At 32.2% G+C, this 20,294-nt stretch carries 19 protein-coding genes and 1 pseudogene; all 20 read left to right on the top strand.

All coding sequences use genetic code 11. From position 1 onward, the window contains the following. The first annotated feature begins 123 nt into the window (after positions 1-123). The 20 genes and pseudogenes from AC0N0V_RS19560 to era all read left to right on the top strand — a co-directional run bounded on the left by AC0N0V_RS19560 (position 124) and on the right by era (position 20,146). Positions 124-468 (top strand): hypothetical protein, encoded by a 345-nt coding sequence (locus tag AC0N0V_RS19560; protein WP_474460463.1) that lies wholly within the window; start codon positions 124-126, stop codon positions 466-468. A 149-nt stretch (positions 469-617) separates the two neighbouring features. Then, the gene (lepA, locus tag AC0N0V_RS19555) at positions 618-2,426 is read left to right on the top strand and encodes a translation elongation factor 4 (protein ID WP_474460462.1); all 1,809 of its coding nucleotides are present in this window, start codon (positions 618-620) and stop codon (positions 2,424-2,426) included. A 114-nt stretch (positions 2,427-2,540) separates the two neighbouring features. Then, positions 2,541-3,698, top strand: a complete 1,158-nt coding sequence (gene hemW / locus AC0N0V_RS19550) for a radical SAM family heme chaperone HemW (protein ID WP_474460461.1) — start codon at positions 2,541-2,543, stop codon at positions 3,696-3,698. Positions 3,699-3,891: 193 nt separating this feature from the next. Next, positions 3,892-4,929: a heat-inducible transcriptional repressor HrcA gene (hrcA, locus tag AC0N0V_RS19545; protein ID WP_474460460.1), complete on the top strand. Its 1,038-nt coding sequence runs from the start codon at positions 3,892-3,894 to the stop codon at positions 4,927-4,929. A 57-nt stretch (positions 4,930-4,986) separates the two neighbouring features. Continuing rightward, a complete protein-coding gene (gene grpE / locus AC0N0V_RS19540; protein ID WP_474460459.1) occupies positions 4,987-5,628 on the top strand; it encodes a nucleotide exchange factor GrpE in 642 nt (213 codons plus the stop codon). 171 nt (positions 5,629-5,799) lie between these two features. After that, entirely contained in the window at positions 5,800-7,653 is a 1,854-nt protein-coding gene (gene dnaK / locus AC0N0V_RS19535) for a molecular chaperone DnaK (RefSeq protein WP_474460458.1), read from the top strand. A 301-nt stretch (positions 7,654-7,954) separates the two neighbouring features. After that, entirely contained in the window at positions 7,955-9,121 is a 1,167-nt protein-coding gene (dnaJ, locus tag AC0N0V_RS19530) for a molecular chaperone DnaJ (protein ID WP_474460457.1), read from the top strand. Between the two features lie 123 nt (positions 9,122-9,244). After that, positions 9,245-10,186 carry a 50S ribosomal protein L11 methyltransferase gene (gene prmA, locus AC0N0V_RS19525; protein ID WP_474460456.1) on the top strand — a complete coding sequence of 314 codons (942 nt, stop codon included), beginning with the start codon at positions 9,245-9,247 and terminating at the stop codon, positions 10,184-10,186. Between the two features lie 305 nt (positions 10,187-10,491). After that, positions 10,492-11,244, top strand: coding sequence for a 16S rRNA (uracil(1498)-N(3))-methyltransferase (locus AC0N0V_RS19520; protein WP_474460454.1), 753 nt, complete (start codon positions 10,492-10,494; stop codon positions 11,242-11,244). Continuing rightward, positions 11,244-12,545 (top strand): tRNA (N(6)-L-threonylcarbamoyladenosine(37)-C(2))-methylthiotransferase MtaB, encoded by a 1,302-nt coding sequence (mtaB, locus tag AC0N0V_RS19515; protein ID WP_474460453.1) that lies wholly within the window; start codon positions 11,244-11,246, stop codon positions 12,543-12,545. Before AC0N0V_RS19520 ends, mtaB begins: the two co-directional genes overlap by 1 nt. 112 nt (positions 12,546-12,657) lie before the next feature. Then, positions 12,658-13,002, top strand: a complete 345-nt coding sequence (locus AC0N0V_RS19510; RefSeq protein ID WP_474460452.1) for a histidine triad nucleotide-binding protein — start codon at positions 12,658-12,660, stop codon at positions 13,000-13,002. Between the two features lie 127 nt (positions 13,003-13,129). Next, positions 13,130-13,306, top strand: a complete 177-nt coding sequence (gene rpsU, locus AC0N0V_RS19505; RefSeq protein ID WP_021801013.1) for a 30S ribosomal protein S21 — start codon at positions 13,130-13,132, stop codon at positions 13,304-13,306. 26 nt (positions 13,307-13,332) lie between these two features. Continuing rightward, a pseudogene (locus AC0N0V_RS19500) lies at positions 13,333-13,779 on the top strand (GatB/YqeY domain-containing protein). A 91-nt stretch (positions 13,780-13,870) separates the two neighbouring features. After that, positions 13,871-14,155 (top strand): sporulation protein YqfC, encoded by a 285-nt coding sequence (gene yqfC, locus AC0N0V_RS19495; RefSeq protein ID WP_474460450.1) that lies wholly within the window; start codon positions 13,871-13,873, stop codon positions 14,153-14,155. After that, complete coding sequence (gene yqfD / locus AC0N0V_RS19490) at positions 14,148-15,332, top strand: sporulation protein YqfD (RefSeq protein WP_474460449.1); 1,185 nt, start codon at positions 14,148-14,150, stop codon at positions 15,330-15,332. The genes yqfC and yqfD overlap by 8 nt, the downstream gene beginning before the upstream one ends. Before the next feature lie 38 nt (positions 15,333-15,370). Continuing rightward, a complete protein-coding gene (locus AC0N0V_RS19485; protein ID WP_474460448.1) occupies positions 15,371-17,455 on the top strand; it encodes an HD family phosphohydrolase in 2,085 nt (694 codons plus the stop codon). Positions 17,456-17,479: 24 nt separating this feature from the next. After that, entirely contained in the window at positions 17,480-17,980 is a 501-nt protein-coding gene (gene ybeY, locus AC0N0V_RS19480) for an rRNA maturation RNase YbeY (RefSeq protein ID WP_474460446.1), read from the top strand. 72 nt (positions 17,981-18,052) lie between these two features. Continuing rightward, the gene (locus AC0N0V_RS19475) at positions 18,053-18,751 is read left to right on the top strand and encodes a diacylglycerol kinase (RefSeq protein ID WP_474460444.1); all 699 of its coding nucleotides are present in this window, start codon (positions 18,053-18,055) and stop codon (positions 18,749-18,751) included. Between the two features lie 103 nt (positions 18,752-18,854). Further along, on the top strand, positions 18,855-19,253 hold the full coding sequence (locus AC0N0V_RS19470) for a cytidine deaminase (protein ID WP_474460442.1): 399 nt from the start codon (positions 18,855-18,857) through the stop codon (positions 19,251-19,253). An 11-nt stretch (positions 19,254-19,264) separates the two neighbouring features. Then, a complete protein-coding gene (era, locus tag AC0N0V_RS19465) occupies positions 19,265-20,146 on the top strand; it encodes a GTPase Era (protein ID WP_474460440.1) in 882 nt (293 codons plus the stop codon). The last annotated feature ends 148 nt before the right edge of the window (positions 20,147-20,294 follow it).

The raw sequence follows: 20,294 nt of genomic DNA, 5'->3' as shown, positions 1-20,294 counted from the left end.
TTGTAGATGTGAATAAAAATATTTTAAATGTACATCCTTTAGTAATAGGAAATAATGACAATTGAGTTTGTTAAAATCATTCTTGATTTTCAATTTTTGATTATTACTGGGGGTGTTTTTCCTATGAAGAAGAAAGGAATAGCATTAGTTATAATAATGAGCTTTTTTATAGTAATATGTGGATTTATAGCTGTAAGCAGTAACTTACCGAGTTTTATAAAGAATAGGTCTTCTCTTAAGATAAATTATACTTTTGTCCCACTTGATTTTAGAGTGGAACTGGGTGAGTACTCATTATATGTAAACAGAAAAGTAGCTATAAACATAAGAAATAATTCTGTTAAATTGTTTAATAATGTGGAAAGTAGGTTATACGATAATACCTCTAATTTTTTAAATAAAACTTCAAATGTATTTAAAAATATAGAAAGTAAGGTCGGAGATGTTATACAAAACAAAATTAGATAAAGCCTAGGGATTTTTATAATATACTTTTCACTGTAGTACTCTTGTGTTATAATTTACTATGACTATTTATAATATTTAGGGTAAAGGAAAGATTTGCAGTAACTTGCAAATTTTTTAAGTTGTGAACTAATAATGGAGGTTAAGAGATTATGCAGAGCGAAAGACAAAAGTACATAAGAAATTTTTCAATTGTTGCTCATATAGATCACGGTAAGTCAACACTTGCAGATAGATTGATTCAAAAGACAGGTACCCTTACTGAAAGAGAAATGGATGAACAGGTACTTGATAATATGGAACTTGAAAAGGAAAGAGGGATAACTATCAAGTCACAGGCAGTAAGACTTGTCTATAAAAGACCAAATGGTGAAGAGTATATTTTAAATCTTATAGATACTCCAGGACACGTGGACTTTAACTATGAAGTTTCTAGAAGTTTGGCTGCTTGTGAGGGTGCCATATTAGTAGTAGATGCTACTCAGGGCATACAAGCTCAAACTTTAGCTAACTGTTACTTAGCGTTAGACCATGACCTAGAGGTTGTTCCAGTGATAAATAAAATTGATTTGCCAAGTGCAAGACCAGAGGAAGTAAAGCAAGAGATAGAGGACATAATAGGTATTGAAGCTCATGATGCGCCGCTAGTTTCAGCAAAAACAGGGATTAATATAGAAGATGTATTAGAGGCTATAGTAGAAAAAGTTCCTGCGCCAACTGGCGATGAAGAAGCTCCTTTAAAAGCACTTATTTTTGATTCTTATTACGATAACTATAAAGGTGTAGTATCTCATATTAGAGTTAAAGAAGGTACTATAAAACCAGGAACTGAAATAAAGCTAATGGTTACAGGTAAAGTTTATGAAGTTACAGAAACGGGGATATTTGTACCAACATATCTTCCAGTGACAGAATTAAAAGCAGGAGATGTTGGGTATTTTACTGCTTCAATAAAGAATGTTAGAGATGCACGAGTTGGTGATACGGTAACAGAATCCAAAAGACCAGCAAAAGAGGCTCTATTAGGATATAGACCTGCAGTTCCTATGGTATACAGTGGTATTTATCCAGTAGATGGAGCAAAATATGGTGAGTTGAAGGATGCTTTAGAAAAACTTCAGATAAATGATGCTGCATTATCCTTTGAACCAGAAACTTCTATAGCATTAGGATTTGGATTTAGATGTGGATTTTTAGGTCTCTTGCATATGGATGTAATCCAGGAGAGAATAGAAAGAGAATTCAATTTGGATATTATAACTACGGCACCTTCTGTTATATACAAGATAGGAAAAACTGATGGTACAGTTATAGAACTTACTAATCCAACCAATCTTCCAGAAACTACGGAAATAAAATACATGGAGGAGCCTATAGTAAAAGCATCTATAATCACTCCATCTGACTATGTTGGGCCAGTTATGGACTTGGCGCAAAATAGACGTGGTGTATTTAAGGATATGCAATATATAGATACAACAAGGGTAACTTTAAACTATGAAATTCCATTAAATGAAATAATTTATGACTTTTTTGATGTATTAAAGTCTAGATCTAAAGGATATGCGTCTTTAGATTATGAATTATCAGGATATAGAGCAGCTGAACTAGTTAAATTAGATATAATGCTAAACGGTGATGTGGTAGACGCCTTATCAATGATAGTTCCGCAGGAAAGAGCTTACGCTAAAGGAAGAGGTATAGCAGAAAAGCTAAAGGAAATTATTCCAAGACAAATGTTTGAAATACCTATTCAAGCAGCAGTTGGTGCAAAAGTTATAGCTAGAGAAACGGTTAAAGCTATGAGAAAAGACGTATTAGCAAAATGCTACGGTGGAGATATATCAAGAAAGAGAAAACTTTTAGAGAAGCAAAAAGAAGGAAAGAAGAGAATGCGTCAGGTTGGAAGTGTAGAAGTTCCACAAGAAGCATTTATGGCAGTTCTAAAGACAGAGGAGTAAAGGTTTCAACGTAAGAAGTTACCTCAGAGCAAGGATTTTAATTTCTAATATATTCTGTATATTAGAAATTAAAAAATTAAGTTTGGTTTGTAGAACAAAAGGAAGGATGTATTTATGCAATTAAGAGAAGATATAATCAAAATTTCTAAAGAATTTGCGTTATACATTCATATTCCATTCTGTAAGCAAAAGTGTTTGTACTGTGATTTTCCATCCTTCTGTGGAAAAGAGGATTCTATGCTAGAATATTCGAAAGTACTAGCAAAGGATATAGAGGAAAGTGCTTTTGGAAGAAAGATAAAGACTATATTCATAGGTGGGGGAACTCCCACCTATTTATCTTTAGAGGCATGGAATAACATTAAGGGTGCAATTGATAAATTGGATAAATCTAAGGATTTAGAGTTCACAGTAGAAGCAAATCCAGGTACCTTTACAGGAGAAAAACTTTTGTTTTTAAAGAATATGGGTGTTAACAGATTGAGTATAGGGCTACAAGCGTGGCAGAATTCTGCTTTAAAAAAGCTTGGTAGAATACACTCAGTTGAGGAATTTGTTGAAAGTTACAAAATGGCAAGAAGCATTGGATTTAATAATATAAATGTTGATTTAATGTTTGGACTTCCTAATCAAAGTTTAGAGGATTGGAAGCAGACTTTAGAAAATATAGTTAAGTTAAATCCAGAGCATATTTCCTGCTATAGTCTTATAATTGAAGAGGGTACACCTTTTTATAAAATGTATAATAATGATGAATTAGAACTTCCAGAAGAAGAATTAGAGAGAAAAATGTACAGCCTTGCTGTAAGTTTATTAGAAAGAAAAGGTTACAATAGATACGAAATATCCAACTTTGCAAAGAGTGGAAAAGAATGCAAGCATAATTTAGTATATTGGAATTTAGAAGAATATATTGGTTGTGGAGTAGGGTCACACTCGTATATGGATGGTTTTAGGTATAGAAAAACTGAAAATATAGAAGAATATATTAGGGAAATAAGGGAAGGAAATAATTTAAGACTTGATATTCATAAAAATTCTATAGAAGATGATATGGAAGAGTTTATGTTTATGGGACTTAGGAAAACTGAGGGAATATCTATTGATGAATTTAATAAAAAGTTTAACAAAGATATTTATTCTATATATGGAGAGACTATACAGAAATATATATGCAACAATATGTTGATTGAAAATAAAAATAAAATATCTTTAAGTTATAGAGGAATAGAGCTATCTAACAGCATAATGTGTGACTTTCTATTGAGGTAGCACATCAGGTTAGTTAGATATCGTGAGAAATTTAAAGAAATCCAAACAATTAGTATTTTAAAGCCATGAAAATTATTTTTAATAGTCAAAAAAGATAGTGCAGTCTATATTGACAAATAAAATGATGAGTGATATTTTTTAATCATAGTGATTAGCACTCAACATGAGTGAGTGCTAATAAAGAGGTGATATTATGGAAATGGATGAAAGAAAAATAAGAATACTTCAGGCAATAATAAATGATTATATAATCACAGCTGAGCCTGTTGGATCCAGAACCATAGCTAAAAAATATGAACTGGGAATAAGTTCAGCTACAATAAGAAATGAAATGGCAGACCTCGAGGAAATGGGATATTTAGAACAACTTCATAGTTCATCAGGGAGAAAACCTTCAAATAAGGGGTATAGGTTATATGTTGATAAATTAATGCAAATACCAATGATTACTCCGGAAGAACAATATCTAATAAAAACTCAAATATTAGATACAGCTTTGTATGAAGTTGACAGAATAATAAAGCAAGCAACGTCTCTTTTATCTGAACTTACTAATTTAACTTGTATAGTTAAGACACCATCTGTGAGTAAAAGTTATATTAAGCATATACAGCTTGTAAATATTGATCTTAATAATGTTTTATTAGTTATAATTACTGATAGTGGCATAATTAAAAATAATGTTATAAGAGTAGGAAACAACGTAAGTTCAGATACATTAGCTAAGTTAAATAATATACTAAATGCTAGATTAAGAAATTTAAATTGTGAACAGATAAATCTTGAGGTTATTAATAACTTAAGAATAGACTTGCAGGGGTATGATGATATATTTAATGCTATTATTCCAGTTTTGCATGAAAGCTTAAATGATGGCAATGTTACAGAAATTTATACTGAGGGAACTACAAACATATTTAATTATCCTGAGTATAAAGATATCGAGAAGGCAAGAGAGTTTTTAGCTCTGTTAAGCAATAAAGACAAAGTATTTGACTTACTTAACAATAATTCAAATGTATCTGTAAAGATAGGGAATGAAAACTTCGTAGAAGGAGCTGCTGATTGTAGTGTTGTCTCTGCAATATATAGTCTTAATAATAGACCAATTGGAGAGATTGGAGTAATCGGACCTACTAGAATGCCTTATTCAAAGGTTATTTCGTTATTAACTAATGTGGTTAGAGAACTTAATTTCATCCTGACACATGGTTACTTTGACGACAAATAAGCTTTAATTAATAATATAACAGCAATATAAAAATACTAGATGGGAGGAAGCGTCTAAATGTTCAACAGCCGTGATAAGAAAGTAGAAGAGCAGAAAGATGTTAAAAAAGGTGCTTGTGAGGAGGAAGTAGATAATACTAGCTCAGCAGAAGCAAGTGAAGATTCAGAACAAGCTGAGGAAACAATGGAGACTAATGATGAGGATAGCTCAGAATTATTAGAAACTTTAGTTCAAGCAATAAAAGAAGAAAACAAAAAGTTAGAAGAAGAAAATAATAAAATTCAAAATGAACTTGAGACATTAAAGGATAGACTTGCAAGAACAGTGGCAGAGTATGATAACTTTAGAAAAAGAACAGCTAAGGAAAAAGAAGGTATTTATACAGATGCCTGTGAGGATGTATTAAAAGAAATGCTTCCGGTACTAGATAACCTTGAAAGAGCGATGTCAGTGGATGGAAACGTGGATGACTTAAAGAAGGGTATAGAAATGACAGTAAAGCAGTTTAACAATGCTTTAGAAAAACTAAATGTTCAAGAAATTTCAACTGACAATGAGTTTGATCCTCATCTCCACAATGCAGTTATGCATATAGATGATGAACAATATGGTAATAATCAAATAGTTGAAGTATTCCAAAAGGGATACAAAAAAGGAGATAAGGTTTTAAGATATAGTATGGTTAAGGTTGCAAATTAGTAAATAAGGTAATTTAAAATTATTAATAGTTTATAATAAAGATTTATTTTGATATAACAGATTTTAACTATTTGTTATTAAGATAGACTTTTAAGTTCTGAATTGTTAAGAAATATAGCGACAACGCTAAAATATAGTATTTTAATTGAGTAAATTTAGGAGGTAATTATAATGGCAAAGGTAATAGGTATTGACTTAGGAACAACTAACTCTTGTGTAGCAGTAATGGAAGGTGGAGACCCAGTTGTTATTCCAAACGCTGAAGGAGCAAGAACAACTCCATCAGTAGTATCCTTCCAAGCTAATGGTGAAAGACTAGTAGGACAGGTGGCAAAAAGACAATCGATCACAAATCCAGATAAAACAATAATTTCTATAAAGAGACATATGGGAACAAACCATAAGACAACTATAGACGGAAAAGATTATACTCCACAAGAAATATCAGCTATGGTACTTCAAAAGATTAAAGCAGATGCAGAAGCATATCTTGGAGAAACTGTAACTCAAGCGGTTATAACAGTTCCAGCTTATTTTAATGATAGTGAAAGACAGGCAACAAAAGATGCTGGAAAAATTGCAGGACTTGAAGTGTTAAGAATAATAAACGAGCCAACAGCTGCATCACTTGCTTACGGTCTTGATAAGATGGATACTAATCAAAAAATATTTGTTTATGACCTAGGTGGTGGTACTTTCGACGTATCAATACTAGAACTTGGTGATGGAGTATTTGAGGTTAAATCTACTAACGGAGATACAAAACTTGGTGGAGATGACTTTGACCAAAAGGTTATGGATCATATAGCTGAAACATTTAAAGCTGAATATGGAATTGATTTAAGAAATGATAAGATGGCACTTCAAAGATTAAAAGAAGCAGCTGAAAAAGCAAAAATTGAGTTATCATCATCAACTCAAACTAATATAAATCTTCCATTTATTACAGCTGATGCAACAGGTCCAAAACATATAGATATGAACTTAACTAGAGCTAAGTTTAATGAGTTAACTCATGATTTAGTTCAAAGAACAATTGAGCCAATGAGAAAGGCATTAAATGATGCTGGACTTTCAATTAATCAAATAGATAAGGTTGTACTTGTTGGTGGTTCTACAAGAATACCTGCAGTACAAGATGCGGTTAAAGAATTTACAGGAAAAGATCCTTCAAAGGGAGTTAACCCAGATGAGTGTGTTGCAGTAGGAGCAGCCATTCAAGCAGGAGTTTTAACAGGAGATGTTAAGGATGTATTACTTCTTGATGTTACTCCATTAACACTTGGTATTGAAACATACGGCGGAGTTGCAACAGCATTAATCCAAAGAAATACAACAATACCAACTAGAAAGAGTCAGGTGTTCTCAACTGCAGCAGACGGTCAGACATCTGTTGAAATTCACGTTGTACAGGGTGAAAGACCAATGGCTGGAGACAATAAGACACTTGGAAGATTTACACTTTCAGGTATAGCACCAGCTCCAAGAGGAATTCCTCAAATAGAAGTTACTTTTGATTTAGATGCTAACGGTATAGTTAACGTATCAGCTAAGGATAAAGGAACTGGAAAAGAAGCGAATATAACAATTACTGCTTCAACTAACTTGTCAGATGAAGAAATCGATAAGGCAGTAAAGGAAGCTGAGAAGTTTGCCGAAGAAGATAAAAAGAGAAAAGAATCTATAGAAGTTAAGAATAATGCTGATCAAGTTGTTTATCAAACTGAAAAGACATTAAAAGATCTTGGAGATAAAGTGTCAGCAGAAGATAAAGCGGCAGTAGAAGAAAAGATTAAGGCTGTTAACGCTGTTAAAGATGGAGATGATCTTGAAGCTATTAAGAAAGCAACAGAAGATTTAACTCAAACATTCTATGGAATTTCATCAAAAATATATCAAGCAGCTAATCCAGAAGGAGCAGCAGGTGCAGGTTTTGACCCAAATAATATGGGGGGAGCCAATGCAGGAGCTAAACAAGATGACAATGTAGTTGATGCTGACTACAAGGTTGAAGATGATAAATAATTTGTAAAATAATTATTCACTATTGGTGTATTCGTAGTGTATAATATATACTTGTGATAATTAAGGGATGGGTTTTACTCTTCCCTTAATTCAAGTAATAGAAAAATATTACTGAATATTTATAGACATTTGAAATGAAGTTAAACATGAATCAGATAGGATTTTAACTCCACCTGATTCTTAGTTGAACAAATACAGGAACTTAGCTATTGAAAAAAGAATTCTTAGGATAAGGTTCTGAGTTAACTGTCAATTGTCAACTGTCAATTGTCAACTAATAATAAATAGGTGGTGAAAAAGGGTGGCAAAAAAGGATTACTATGAACTACTTGGACTAGAAAAAGGCGCAAGTGATGAAGAAATAAAAAAGGCATTTAGGAAGTCTGCACTTAAATACCATCCAGATAGAAACCCAGGCGATAAAGAAGCAGAGGAAAAGTTTAAAGAGCTAAATGAAGCTTATCAGGTACTTTCAGATCCTGAAAAGAGATCTAGATATGACCAATTTGGAACAGCTGATTTTGATGGAAGTGGATTTGGAGGAGGAGCTGGTGGTTTCGACTTCTCAGGGTTTGGTGGATTTGGAGATATATTTGATTCATTCTTTGGTGGTGGATTTAGTGGAGGAAGTAGCAGAAGAAATAGCCCTCAACAAGGAGAAGACCTTGAATATGCACTAAATTTAACTTTTGAGGAAGCGGTTTTCGGAACTGAAAAACAAATTACAATAACAAGAAGTGAGAATTGTGAGAAGTGTCATGGAACTGGCGCTAAAGAAGGAACTCATCCAAAGACTTGTGACAAGTGTGGTGGAGCAGGTCAGATAAGAGTACAAAGAAACACACCACTTGGAAGTTTTGTAAGTATGAGTGCTTGTGATAAGTGCGGTGGTAAGGGAACAATAATTACAGAACCTTGTTCAGAGTGTAAGGGAAAAGGTAAGCAAAGAAAGCAAAGAAAGATAAAAATAAACGTACCTGCAGGTGTTGATACTGGAAATGTAATACCTATAAGAGGACAAGGAGAGCACGGAGTAAATGGAGGCCCTCCAGGAGACTTATATGTAAGTCTTAGAGTTGCAGCACACCCTACCTTCAAGAGAAGGGGCTTTGATATATATATAGACACACATATAAGCTTTGGAAAGGCAACACTAGGAACTGAACTTAAGGTTCCTACTATAGATGGTGATGTTAAGTATGATGTGCCAACAGGAACTCAACCAGGAACTGTATTTAGATTAAAAGGAAAAGGTGTACCGAGAGTTAACGGTCATGGTCGAGGAGATCAGTATGTTAATGTAATAGTAGACATTCCTAAGAATCTAAATTCAAAGCAAAAAGAAGCTCTTATTATGTATATGGAAGCAAGTGGTGAGGTTCAAGAAAAAGTAGCTGTAGATGGAGAAGGTTCTAAAAAATCTTTTGTGAATAAGTTAAAAGATAAGATAGAAGATACTTTTAAATAAAAAAACTTTGTTTCTCTTTTATAGAGAAACAAAGTTTTTTTATAATGAATATGTATTGACAGCGCTGGGCTATAATTATAAAGTAGATTTATTGATAATAATTATATTTTATGGAGGTAAGGAATGGATAAGGAATGGATAGAGGTAGCGGTAGCAACTAGTAGTGAAGCTGTAGAGGCAGTCTCAGGAATATTTTATAATACAAATGTAAAAGGGGTTTCAATAGAAGATCCTGAAGACATAGAATACAAGAAAAAGAATCCTGGTGATTGGGACTATTTTGATGAAACTTTGCTGTTAGTTAAGGATGGAGCAATTGTAAAAGGATATTATAAACAAGATGAGCATCTTGACGAATATTTAAGATACATAAAAGATGGTATTAATAATTTAGAACAGTTTGGTATTGATAAGGGCAAGGGGTTAATTACTGTAACCAAGGTAAATGAAGAAGATTGGGAAAATAATTGGAAGAAGTATTATAAGCCAACTAAGATAGGGGAAATGGTAGTAGTAAAACCAATATGGGAAATTTATGAGCCTAAACAAGAGGAAATAGTTGTAGAGCTTGATCCTGGTATGGCTTTTGGTACAGGAACTCATGAAACTACTAGAATGTGTATTAAGGCTTTAGAAAAATATGTTAGGCCTGAATCTACTGTTTTTGATATAGGAACAGGTTCAGGAATATTAGCTATAACTGCTGCTAAGCTAAAGTCAAAAAAAGTAATTGGTGTAGATTTAGATCCGGTTGCAGTAAAGTCTGCGACAGAGAATGTTAAATACAATAATATTGATAATATAAAAATACTTTATGGAAATCTAATGGAAGTTGTGGAAGGAAAGGCAGATATTGTTATTGCAAATATTATTGCTGATGTAATAATATTTTTAGTTGAAGGGGTTAAAGAATTTATAGCTCCTGGAGGACGTTTCATATCATCAGGAATAATAAAAGATAGAAAAGATGATGTGGTGAAAAAGCTTGAGGAGTCAGGATTTGTAGTTGAAGAAGTAAATACAGACGGAGAATGGGTTTGTATAGTTGCTCAAATACAAAGCTAGACTAACACCCCGGGATATATTAGTAATTCTTCTGCACTATAAATACTTTTAATTCGTCTAAAGCTCGGTTAGAAGAAAAAGCTAAGACCTTCGACAAACTCGCTATCGCTCAGACATGTCGAAGTTCTAAGCTTTTCCTTCTAACCTCACTAAGACTCATAAAAAAGTATTTAAATGTGCTTCAGAATTACTAATATATCCCTCTGTGTAAGTCAAGCTAGAAATTTGAGTATCTATAAAAAATAAGTTGAGGATTAAGAGATGGTAATTAAAGCCTTAATTCTTGAGTATTAGAAGGTGATTTTATGCATAAGTTTTTTGTATCTATAAACAGTATAGATAATAATGTTGCAGTAATCGAGGGTGACGATGTAAAGCATATATACAAGGTTTTAAGGCTTGAAGTTGGGGATAAGGTTAGTATAAATAACTGCAATGGAGAAGAGTTCTTAGGGCAAATAGAAGACATAAATAAAAAGCAGGTTACGGTAAAGATTTTGGAAAGATTAGAGCTTAACAATGAAAGTGCAATAGAAATCTATCTTTTTCAAGGATTACCAAAATCAAGTAAGATGGATTTAATTGCTCAGAAGGCTACTGAACTAGGAGTTAGAGAAATAACGCCTGTGATTACGGAAAGAGTTGTAGTTAAAAGCGAACTTGGAGAATTTAAAAAGTTAGATAGATGGAATAGAATAGTATTAGAAGCTTGCAAGCAGTCTAAGAGAAGCATAATACCAAAGGTTAATACTCCCTTAGAGTTTGAACAATTATTGGGCGTGTTGAAGGGTATGGATTTAGTGGTTGTTCCTTATGAGAATGAAGAAGGATATGGGATAAGGAAAATGATAAGCACTATAGATAATAATAGTGTTAAAAAGGTTGCTATAGTAATAGGACCTGAAGGCGGTTTTGAAGAAGAAGAAATAAACATATTAAAAGAGTTAGGAGCACATATAGTAACACTTGGACCAAGAATACTTAGAACAGAAACAGCAGGATTTATTTGTGCATCATTGATATTATATGAACTAGGAGATTTAGGAGGAATAATTTAATGAAAGTTGCTTTTACTACTTTAGGTTGTAGAGTTAATCAATACGAAACTGAAGCTATGACTGAAAAGTTTATAAAAGAAGGCTACAAAATAGTGCCTTATGAAGAGTATGCAGATGTATATGTTATAAATACATGTACTGTAACAAATATGAGTGATAAAAAGTCCAGACAGATGATAAATAGGGCAAGAAGATTAAATGAAGGTGCTGTAATTGCAGTAGTAGGATGTTATTCTCAAATTGCTCCGGAAGAGGTAGCAAAAATTGAAGGTGTTGATGTAGTACTAGGAACTAAAAATAAAGGGGAGATAGTCTACTGGGTTAATAGAGCTAGAGAAGAAAGAGAACAAGTAATCGAGGTTAGTGATGTACTAAGAAACGATATATTTGAGGACTTAAAAATAGATGAGTATCAAGATAGAACAAGAGCTTTTATAAAAATCCAAGATGGCTGTAATAGATTTTGTTCTTACTGTTTAATTCCCTTTGCAAGAGGAGCTGTATGTAGCAAAGAGCCAGAAAAGATTATAAATGAAGTTAAGGAACTTGCAGCTAATAATTTTAAAGAGATAATCTTGTCTGGAATACATATAGCTTCTTATGGTGCGGATTTAAGTGGAGATGTAAACCTAGTAACTATCCTAGAAGAGATAGATAAAATAGATGGCATAGAGAGAGTAAGGATTGGTTCAATAGATCCTACATTTTTTACTGATGGTGTAATAGAAAGAATTAGTTCGCTTAGAAAGCTATGTCCTCATTTTCATCTTTCACTTCAAAGTGGATGTGATGAAACTTTAAAAAGAATGAACAGAAGGTATACTACTGAAGAATATAAAAAGATAGTAGATTATTTAAGAGAGAATATAAAAAATGTGTCTATTACAACTGATATTATTGCTGGTTTCCCTGGAGAAACAGAAGAAGAATTTAGCGATACATATGAATTTTTGAAAGAAATAAAACTTTCCAAAATGCATATCTTTAAATATAGCCCAAGACAGGGAACGAAAGCAGCCGAAATGAAAAACCAAGTAGATAGTAAGAGTAAAGATGAAAGAAGTAGTAAGCTCATAGAACTAGATAAAATTCAAGAAAAAGAGTTTATGAGTAGATTTATAGGGCAAACTATGGATATATTGTACGAACAAAGACATCATGGTTCGGAAAATGTTTATGAAGGATATACACCTAACTATGTAAAGGTAATAGCAAAGAGTAGTGAAAATATAGAAGGCAAAATTGTAAGCACAAAACTAATAGAAGTAAAAAATGAACTTATTGAAGGGATTATTATATAAAATTTTTCCCACATAGTTGTATAAATTTAAAGAATTCTAAAAAAAATATTTTACCATTAGAAGGATATTTTTATTTAATATTGAATACTATAAATTCAAAGGAGGTGAAATTATGGAAGATTGTATCTTTTGTAAAATAATAAAAGGGGATATACCAGCTACTAAGGTCTATGAAGATGATATAGTACTTAGTTTTAGAGATATAAGTCCAGCTGCTCCTGAACATGTTTTAATAATACCAAAACAACATATTAGTAATCTAAATGAGGTTACTGAGGAAGATTCTAATATAATAGCGCATATTTACATAGTTGCTAAAGAAATAGCTAAAAAATTAGGTATAGATAAAACTGGCTATAGAATAGTTTCAAATTGTGGAGAAGATGGAGGACAGACAGTTCATCACATTCATTTTCACCTATTAGGCGGTAGAACACTTCAGTGGCCACCAGGTTAAAACATGAAATGAAATTGTTGACAGCGTATTATTGTATATTGTATAATATTCAATGTGCTATGCGACCCAGATAAGCTGCGTTTAATTTTTAAAAATTAAATTGAGCTAGCGGAGGGAGGGATAAGATATGTCAGAAATAAGAGTTGGAGAGAATGAAACTTTAGAAAGTGCATTAAGAAGATTTAAGAGAAAATGTGCTAGAGCTGGGGTTCTTTCAGAAGTTAGAAAAAGAGAACACTATGAAAAACCAAGTGTAAAGAGAAAAAAGAAATCTGAAGCTGCAAGAAAGAGAAAGTTTAAATAGAATCTTTTTTAAGAAGGTACTAAATAATGTCTCTTAGAGAAACACTGCAGGAAGACTGAAAACAGTCCTTAAAGACGAAAGATAAATTTAGAACAAATATTATAAGCATGGCTAAAGCGGCTATTCTATTAGTCGAAAAAACTGATGGAAAGCAACTTGACGATGAACAAGTTTACGAAGTTCTAGCTAGAGAAGTCAAGCAAAGACGTGAGGCTATATTAGAATTTGAAAAAGGAAATAGGCAGGATTTGATAGATGCGGCGAATGCCGAAATAGCAATCTTGTTAGGTTACCTTCCTCAGCAGTTAAGCGAAGAGGAAATTTCCGAAATTGTTCGTCAGGCAGTTAATGAATTGGGTATAAGTAGCATGAAAGATATGGGAAAAGTTATGGCTATAGTTGTTCCTAAAACAAAGGGAATAGCAGATGGCAGACTTGTAAATCAAATTGTAAAACAATATTTAAATAAATAAAAGGTTGAGGTTGCCTCAACCTTTTTTATTTTGTCATTTATTAAGTTTATTTCTCATAGATTAGTATGAAAGAATTTTTAGAGGTGATAGAGTGAGAGCTAAGCTGTATAGAACAAAACAAAAAATTGTAAATACATTAGATTTACCTAGAGATATAGTTTTAAATATGCCACAAATTACGGTTACAGGTGATAATGAAATAATAATAGAAAACCATAGAGGTGTTATTTTATTTGGGGAAGATCAGGTTAAGATAAATTCAGGTGTGGGATTGATTTCAATACATGGAAGTAGGTTTGAAATATTGTTTATGGGTGGAAGAACCATAACCATAGGCGGTAAGTTCAAATCTATAGCTTACGAGGGTAATGAGTAAGTTTAATTTTGAAAAATATAAAAGTGGAGTAATTACCATAGAAATTCAATCTCTTATACCTGAAAAATTCGTTAACCTGATGTGGAAAAATGGTGTTCAAATTAGAAATATTAAGAAGAAAAGTATCACTACTATGACGATGGAAATAAATCTTAGAGATTATGAAAAAATAGAAGATGTAGCTAGAAGAACAAAAACAAAAATTATTATATTAGACAGAAGAGGTTTTGCATTTTTTCTGTTGAAAATTAAAAGAAGAGGAACCTTCGTAGTTGGAATAGCATTGTTTATAGGAATAATATATTATTTATCTACATTTATATGGAATATTGAAATAGTTTCAGATCAAAATTTATCTCCTTATGAAATTAGGCAGCAGTTAAATTCTTATGGAGTTAAGCCAGGAATTAATAAGAGTAGTATAAATGTTTATGATATAGAAGAAAAGCTGATAAAAAACAATGCTGACATAATGTGGGTTAAAGCTAGAATAGAAGGAGCTAAGTTAAAAATATATACGGCAGAAAGGCAGGCTCCTCCTAAAATAGTTTCGGAAAATACTCCTTGTAATTTAGTAGCTAGACGAGATGGTGAGGTTGTTAGAATATATACCCAAGCAGGAACCCCTGTAGTAAAAAAGGGAGAGATGATTAGAAAAGGTCAAGTTTTGGTTAAAGGAGAACAAGGACGGGAAGGTGAAACCTATAATGTTCATGCCATTGGAGATGTATTTTGCAGAACATTTTATGAGGAATCTAAGGAAGTTAAAATTAATGAATTGAAGAAAGAAAGAACTGGCAAGAAATCGGAAAATATATATATAGAAATAAGTGGAAAGAAATTGTATTTGAAGAAATCTAATAATGAGTTTGACAAATATGATAAAATAGAAGAGAAGAAGTCCTTTATAAAGAGAGAACAGTATTATGAAGTAAAAGAAACTGCTATTAAAAGAGATCCACAAAAAGTTGTAGAGGATACTGCAAATGAACTTTATTCAAAAATATGTTCAAACTTAGATAAGTCTGTTAAAATAATAGATAAAATAGTAAGCTATGAAGCAGGCGATGTATATAAAGTTAGAGTGTTAGTTGTATCGGAAGAAAATGTTGCTACTCAGGAAGCAATTGTTCCTCAGCAGGCACAGAATGAACAACAAGAGGTTAAGAAACAATAGGACAAAACATATGAGGATGAATAAAAGGGTGGTTTAAGATGAAAGAACTATCGTTAAAAAACTTATTTACAGGAGAAAAAACCAATAGAGTCTTGGTTTTTGTTCTCACATTTATGTTTATTTATTCTGTACTTGTAACATCTTTAGTAACTAAAAGGTACAGTTTAAAAGAAGGAGATATAGCTAAGGCTGACATAAAGGCTTCAAGAGAAATAAAGGATGAGTTATCTACAGAGGCTAAGATTCAACAAGCTATAAACTCTGTTCCAATTCAATATAATAAAAAAACGGAAGTTAAAACGGAAACTATAAATAAGATTAACTCATTTTTTTCAAGGTTATCTAAGATAGATGAAATGACAGAAGATGACAGCTATAAAGTTGAAAAATTAAAGGCTAACACAGAAATTATTCTGTCTGATGATGACTATCTAACTCTCTTAAGATTAAACAAAGATGAACTAAAGATACTGGAAGATTTTTTAATTAAAACTATGTCCGATATTTATGACAATAATAATATAAGTGATAATAGCCAAAAGGATAATCAAGAGGATATTAAAAAGGCACAGGAAAGTATACTACTTAAAGTAAACGGATCGAAATTGCCAAAGTCTTTAAAGGAAATATCTTCAACGTTGGGTTATTCATTAATTACTCCTAATTTCTTTTATGATAAGCAAAAAACTGAAGAGTTAAAAAGAGATGTTATTAAAAAGGTTTCTCCTATTATGATTAAGAAAGATCAGACAATCATAAAAGAAGGAGAGCCTATAACAAAGTATCAGGTAGAATTACTTAAAGAACTTGGATTATTAAACGATAATTCCCACTTCCAGTGGTATATATATATTTGTTTAAGTATATTGATACTTATAGTAATGTTCTTACAATGGTATTACATTTTTAAGTATCATAAAGAGATATATGACGATACTAATAAGCTCATAATGATTAATATTTTGAACTGCATAGCTATACTTTTGGCAAGGACGCTTTCTATGGTTTCGCCATTTTTAATACCGTTAGCCTGTGTGCCAATGACTTTTACACTATTAGTAAATAATAAGGTATCCTTAACAACAAGCGTACTTAATTGCATATTGATAAGTAGCGCGGTTGAATTTAACATTGAAATAACTATATTAGCTATAGTAAATGCAATAGTTGGATCTATAATTTTAAAGAAAATGCAACAGAGAAATGACATACTATACTCTGCACTATACATACTTGCCATTAACATTACACTAACTTTTTCACTAGGATTCTTACTAAGTAACAATATGATAGATGTAGGTAGGAAGACTTTGTTTACAGGAGTTGCAAGTATAGTTTCTGGTGTAGTAACAATAGGATTGCTTCCGTTCTTTGAAAGCACTTTTGATATAGTAACTACAATAAAGTTACTAGAAATATCTAATCCAAATCATCCACTGCTAAAGAGACTGCTTATGGAAGCCCCAGGAAGTTATCATCATAGTATTTTGGTTGGTAATCTTGCAGAGGTAGCAGCAGAAACAGTAGGAGGAAACCCAGTGCTTGCCAGAGTATCGGCCTATTATCACGATGTTGGAAAAATAAAAAGACCTTATTTTTTTAAAGAGAATCAGATTGGGAAAGATAATCCTCACAATAAAATAACTCCAAATTTAAGCACACTTATAATAACTTCGCATGTGAAAGATGGAGTAGAGCTCGCAAAAGAGTATAAAGTACCTAAAGCCATAATAGATGTAATAGAACAACACCATGGAACGTCACTTGTAAAATACTTTTATATCACAATGAAAAATTCAAGTGAAAGGCCAGAGGAAATAAAGGAAGAAGATTTTAGATATCCAGGACCTATACCAGAGACAAAAGAAGCTGCTATAATAATGCTTGCAGATAGTGTCGAGGCAGCTGTAAGGTCAATAAGTGAACCTACAAGGGGTAAAATTGAAGAGATGGTAAATAATATCATTAAGGACAGATTGAATGAAGGGCAACTTGATAACTGCGATTTAACATTAAAAGACTTGAATAAAATTAGGGAAGCTTTCCTAAAGGTTTTAATGGGAATTTATCACCAGAGAATAGAGTATCCTGAAGATAGGAGTGCAAGTAAGCTTAAAGGCTAAGTTGTGAACTTGGAGGATGAAAGAATGATTTTTATAGACAATAGACAAAATAAAATAGAAGTAAATGAAGAACTTGAGAGAACTATAAGAAGTGTGATAGAACACGCATTAAGGGAAGAGCGTGTAGATGTTCCTTGTGAGGTTAGTGTAATATTTATTGATAATGAAGAAATCAGAGATATAAATAGAGAAAATAGAGAAATTGATAAGGTTACAGATGTACTCTCATTTCCGATGCTTGATTACCCTGCGGAAAAGGTATTCAAAGAGGCATATTTAAATTATCAATTTGAAGAAATTGATTTGAATGAGGGAAACTTAGTTTTAGGAGATATTGCACTTTCTCTAGAGAAAGCAGAAGAGCAAAGTGAGGAGTATGGCCATTCATTTTTGAGAGAGGCTGCGTATCTTACAGTGCATTCTATTCTTCACTTGTTAGGATATGACCATATGGAGGAAAATGAAAAAGCGGTTATGAGGGAGAGAGAAGAGGAGATTTTGAATAAGTTTGGGCTTGTCAGGTAGGAGAAAGGTCAACAATCTCCCTTTAGCTCCCAACTCATAACTCTAAACTATACAAAAAGTGTGGTGAGTGTTTTGAAGGTTAAAAAGTTATTGGATAGTTTTAATCATGCAATAGAAGGCATTATATATGCAGTTAGAACTCAGAGAAATATGAGAATACATATGATTGCAGCTCTGGTTGTTTTGACTGCATGTTTTTTTTATGATTTAAGCAAGGCAGAAATTTTATCAATAACAATAACAATAACAATTGTTATTATGGCTGAACTTATTAATACCGCTATAGAATTTGCAGTAGATGCTACAACTAATTATTACCACCCTTTAGTAAAACTTGCTAAAAATGTAGCAGCCGGTGGAGTATTGGTAACTGCAATAAATGCGGTTCTTGTGGGATATATTATATTTTGGGATAAACTAAAATATATAAATTTTATATTGATTAGAAAAGTGAAAACTACCAATCCATATACTATATTTATTATATTAGCAATTGTAACTATAACTACAATAGTAATAAAGGCTATTTTTGGGGAAGGTACACCTCTTAAGGGTGGAATGCCTAGTGGTCATAGTGCAATATCATTTTCAATAGCAACTACTATAGCATTAAGTACTGGACAGCTTACTATAGTTATTTTAAGTTATTTATTAGCTTTTATCGTAGCTCAGAGCAGAGTTGACTCTGAAGTTCACTCCATACTTGAGGTTATTGCGGGAAGTGTTTTTGGAACTTTAGTTACAGTTTTATTATTCAGAATATTTGGATAGAATAAAAATATTGAAATACATGCAAATAGTGCTATAATTTATTTACGTAGCTTAGGATATAATTACTTTAGGCAGGTTAATAATTGTTTGTGGAGGAATTAGAATGGATTATAAATTATTAGTTTCTAGAGCTTTAGAAGGTAGAAAAACTGCATATGTACCCTATTCTAACTTTAAAGTAGGAGCGGCCATTTTAACTGAAGATGGAAGCATATATGAAGGCTGCAATATAGAAAATGCATCCTATGGAGCTACAAATTGTGCTGAAAGAACTGCTATATTTAAAGCAGTATCAGAAGGACATAAGAATATAAAAGCTATTGCAGTGGTCGGTATAGAAAATGATTATACATACCCATGTGGTATTTGTAGACAGGTAATAGCAGAGTTTGCTGCAGAAGATATAAAAATAATAATTGCTAAAAGCGAAGATGAATATAAAGTATACACATTAGAAGAAATTTTACCAGGAGCTTTTACAAAAAAAGATTTACAAAAGTAAGGAGAGAATTTATGTTTAAATCAGGATTTGTGACAATTATAGGAAGGCCTAATGTCGGAAAGTCAACCCTATTAAATGCAATAATGGGAGAAAAGTTATCAATAGTATCTTGTAAGCCTCAAACCACAAGAAATAATATACAAACTATACTTACTGAAGAGGAATACCAGATGGTGTTTGTAGATACACCAGGAATTCACAAGCCTAAACATAGACTAGGAGAGTATATGGTTAAGGTGGCACAGGATTCAATTAAGGAAGTGGATGTAGTACTTTTTTTAACTACACCAGAAGTGGAAGTTGGAAAAGGGGATATGTACATTCTTGAACAATTAAAAGAGTGTGGTGTTCCTGTATTCTTAGTTTTAAATAAAATTGATGAAAATCCAGCAGAGAAGGTAGCTGAAACACTAAAAAACTACTCAGAGGTATTTGACTTTGCAGAGATTATACCTATATCTGCTATTAATGGAAAGAACTTAGATGAACTTAAAAATCTTATGATAAGGTATATTCCAGAAGGACCAAAATATTATCCAGAAGATATGATTACAGATCAACAAGAAAGATTTATTGTGGCAGAGACAATAAGAGAAAAAGCCCTTAGACTTTTATCACAAGAAGTGCCTCATGGTATTGCAGTTGAAATACTAGGAATGAAAAAAGATGAAAAGGGTATTTACCATATAGATGCCACTCTTTTATGTGAAAAGGACTCTCACAAAGGAATAATAATAGGCAAAAATGGAGCTATGCTTAAAAAGATTTCTACTTATTCAAGACAGGATATCGAGAAGTTTTTAAATGCTAGAGTTTACTTAGAACTTTGGGTCAAGGTTAAAAAGGAATGGAGAGATAGTCCTAACCTTTTAAAAGAGTTAGGATATAAATAGTATTTATAGAACTAAAAAACTTATTAAAAATAAAAGTTTATAGAAACATATTTCAGAATCAGGGCATACTATGAATGTAATGGGGAGTGGTAATTGAGAGTTCCATTCTCCATTGCCAATTTTCCCCGAGAGCTAGTCATTAATAAGA

Source organism: Clostridium sp. CS1-1 (assembly GCF_056135525.1).
Note: the sequence above shows the minus strand (reverse complement) of the source record. Positions and strands in the feature narration are given on the sequence as shown.

Bases quoted from the DNA above. Each gene is read 5' to 3' on its own strand.
- AC0N0V_RS19560 (WP_474460463.1), top strand. From the start codon at position 124: ATGAAGAAGAAAGGAATAGCATTAGTTATAATAATGAGCTTTTTTATA.
- lepA (WP_474460462.1), top strand. From the start codon at position 618: ATGCAGAGCGAAAGACAAAAGTACATAAGAAATTTTTCAATTGTTGCT.
- hemW (WP_474460461.1), top strand. From the start codon at position 2,541: ATGCAATTAAGAGAAGATATAATCAAAATTTCTAAAGAATTTGCGTTA.
- hrcA (WP_474460460.1), top strand. From the start codon at position 3,892: ATGGAAATGGATGAAAGAAAAATAAGAATACTTCAGGCAATAATAAAT.
- grpE (WP_474460459.1), top strand. From the start codon at position 4,987: ATGTTCAACAGCCGTGATAAGAAAGTAGAAGAGCAGAAAGATGTTAAA.
- dnaK (WP_474460458.1), top strand. From the start codon at position 5,800: ATGGCAAAGGTAATAGGTATTGACTTAGGAACAACTAACTCTTGTGTA.
- prmA (WP_474460456.1), top strand. From the start codon at position 9,245: ATGGATAAGGAATGGATAGAGGTAGCGGTAGCAACTAGTAGTGAAGCT.
- AC0N0V_RS19520 (WP_474460454.1), top strand. From the start codon at position 10,492: ATGCATAAGTTTTTTGTATCTATAAACAGTATAGATAATAATGTTGCA.
- mtaB (WP_474460453.1), top strand. From the start codon at position 11,244: ATGAAAGTTGCTTTTACTACTTTAGGTTGTAGAGTTAATCAATACGAA.
- AC0N0V_RS19510 (WP_474460452.1), top strand. From the start codon at position 12,658: ATGGAAGATTGTATCTTTTGTAAAATAATAAAAGGGGATATACCAGCT.
- rpsU (WP_021801013.1), top strand. From the start codon at position 13,130: ATGTCAGAAATAAGAGTTGGAGAGAATGAAACTTTAGAAAGTGCATTA.
- yqfD (WP_474460449.1), top strand. From the start codon at position 14,148: ATGAGTAAGTTTAATTTTGAAAAATATAAAAGTGGAGTAATTACCATA.
- AC0N0V_RS19485 (WP_474460448.1), top strand. From the start codon at position 15,371: ATGAAAGAACTATCGTTAAAAAACTTATTTACAGGAGAAAAAACCAAT.
- ybeY (WP_474460446.1), top strand. From the start codon at position 17,480: ATGATTTTTATAGACAATAGACAAAATAAAATAGAAGTAAATGAAGAA.
- AC0N0V_RS19470 (WP_474460442.1), top strand. From the start codon at position 18,855: ATGGATTATAAATTATTAGTTTCTAGAGCTTTAGAAGGTAGAAAAACT.
- era (WP_474460440.1), top strand. From the start codon at position 19,265: ATGTTTAAATCAGGATTTGTGACAATTATAGGAAGGCCTAATGTCGGA.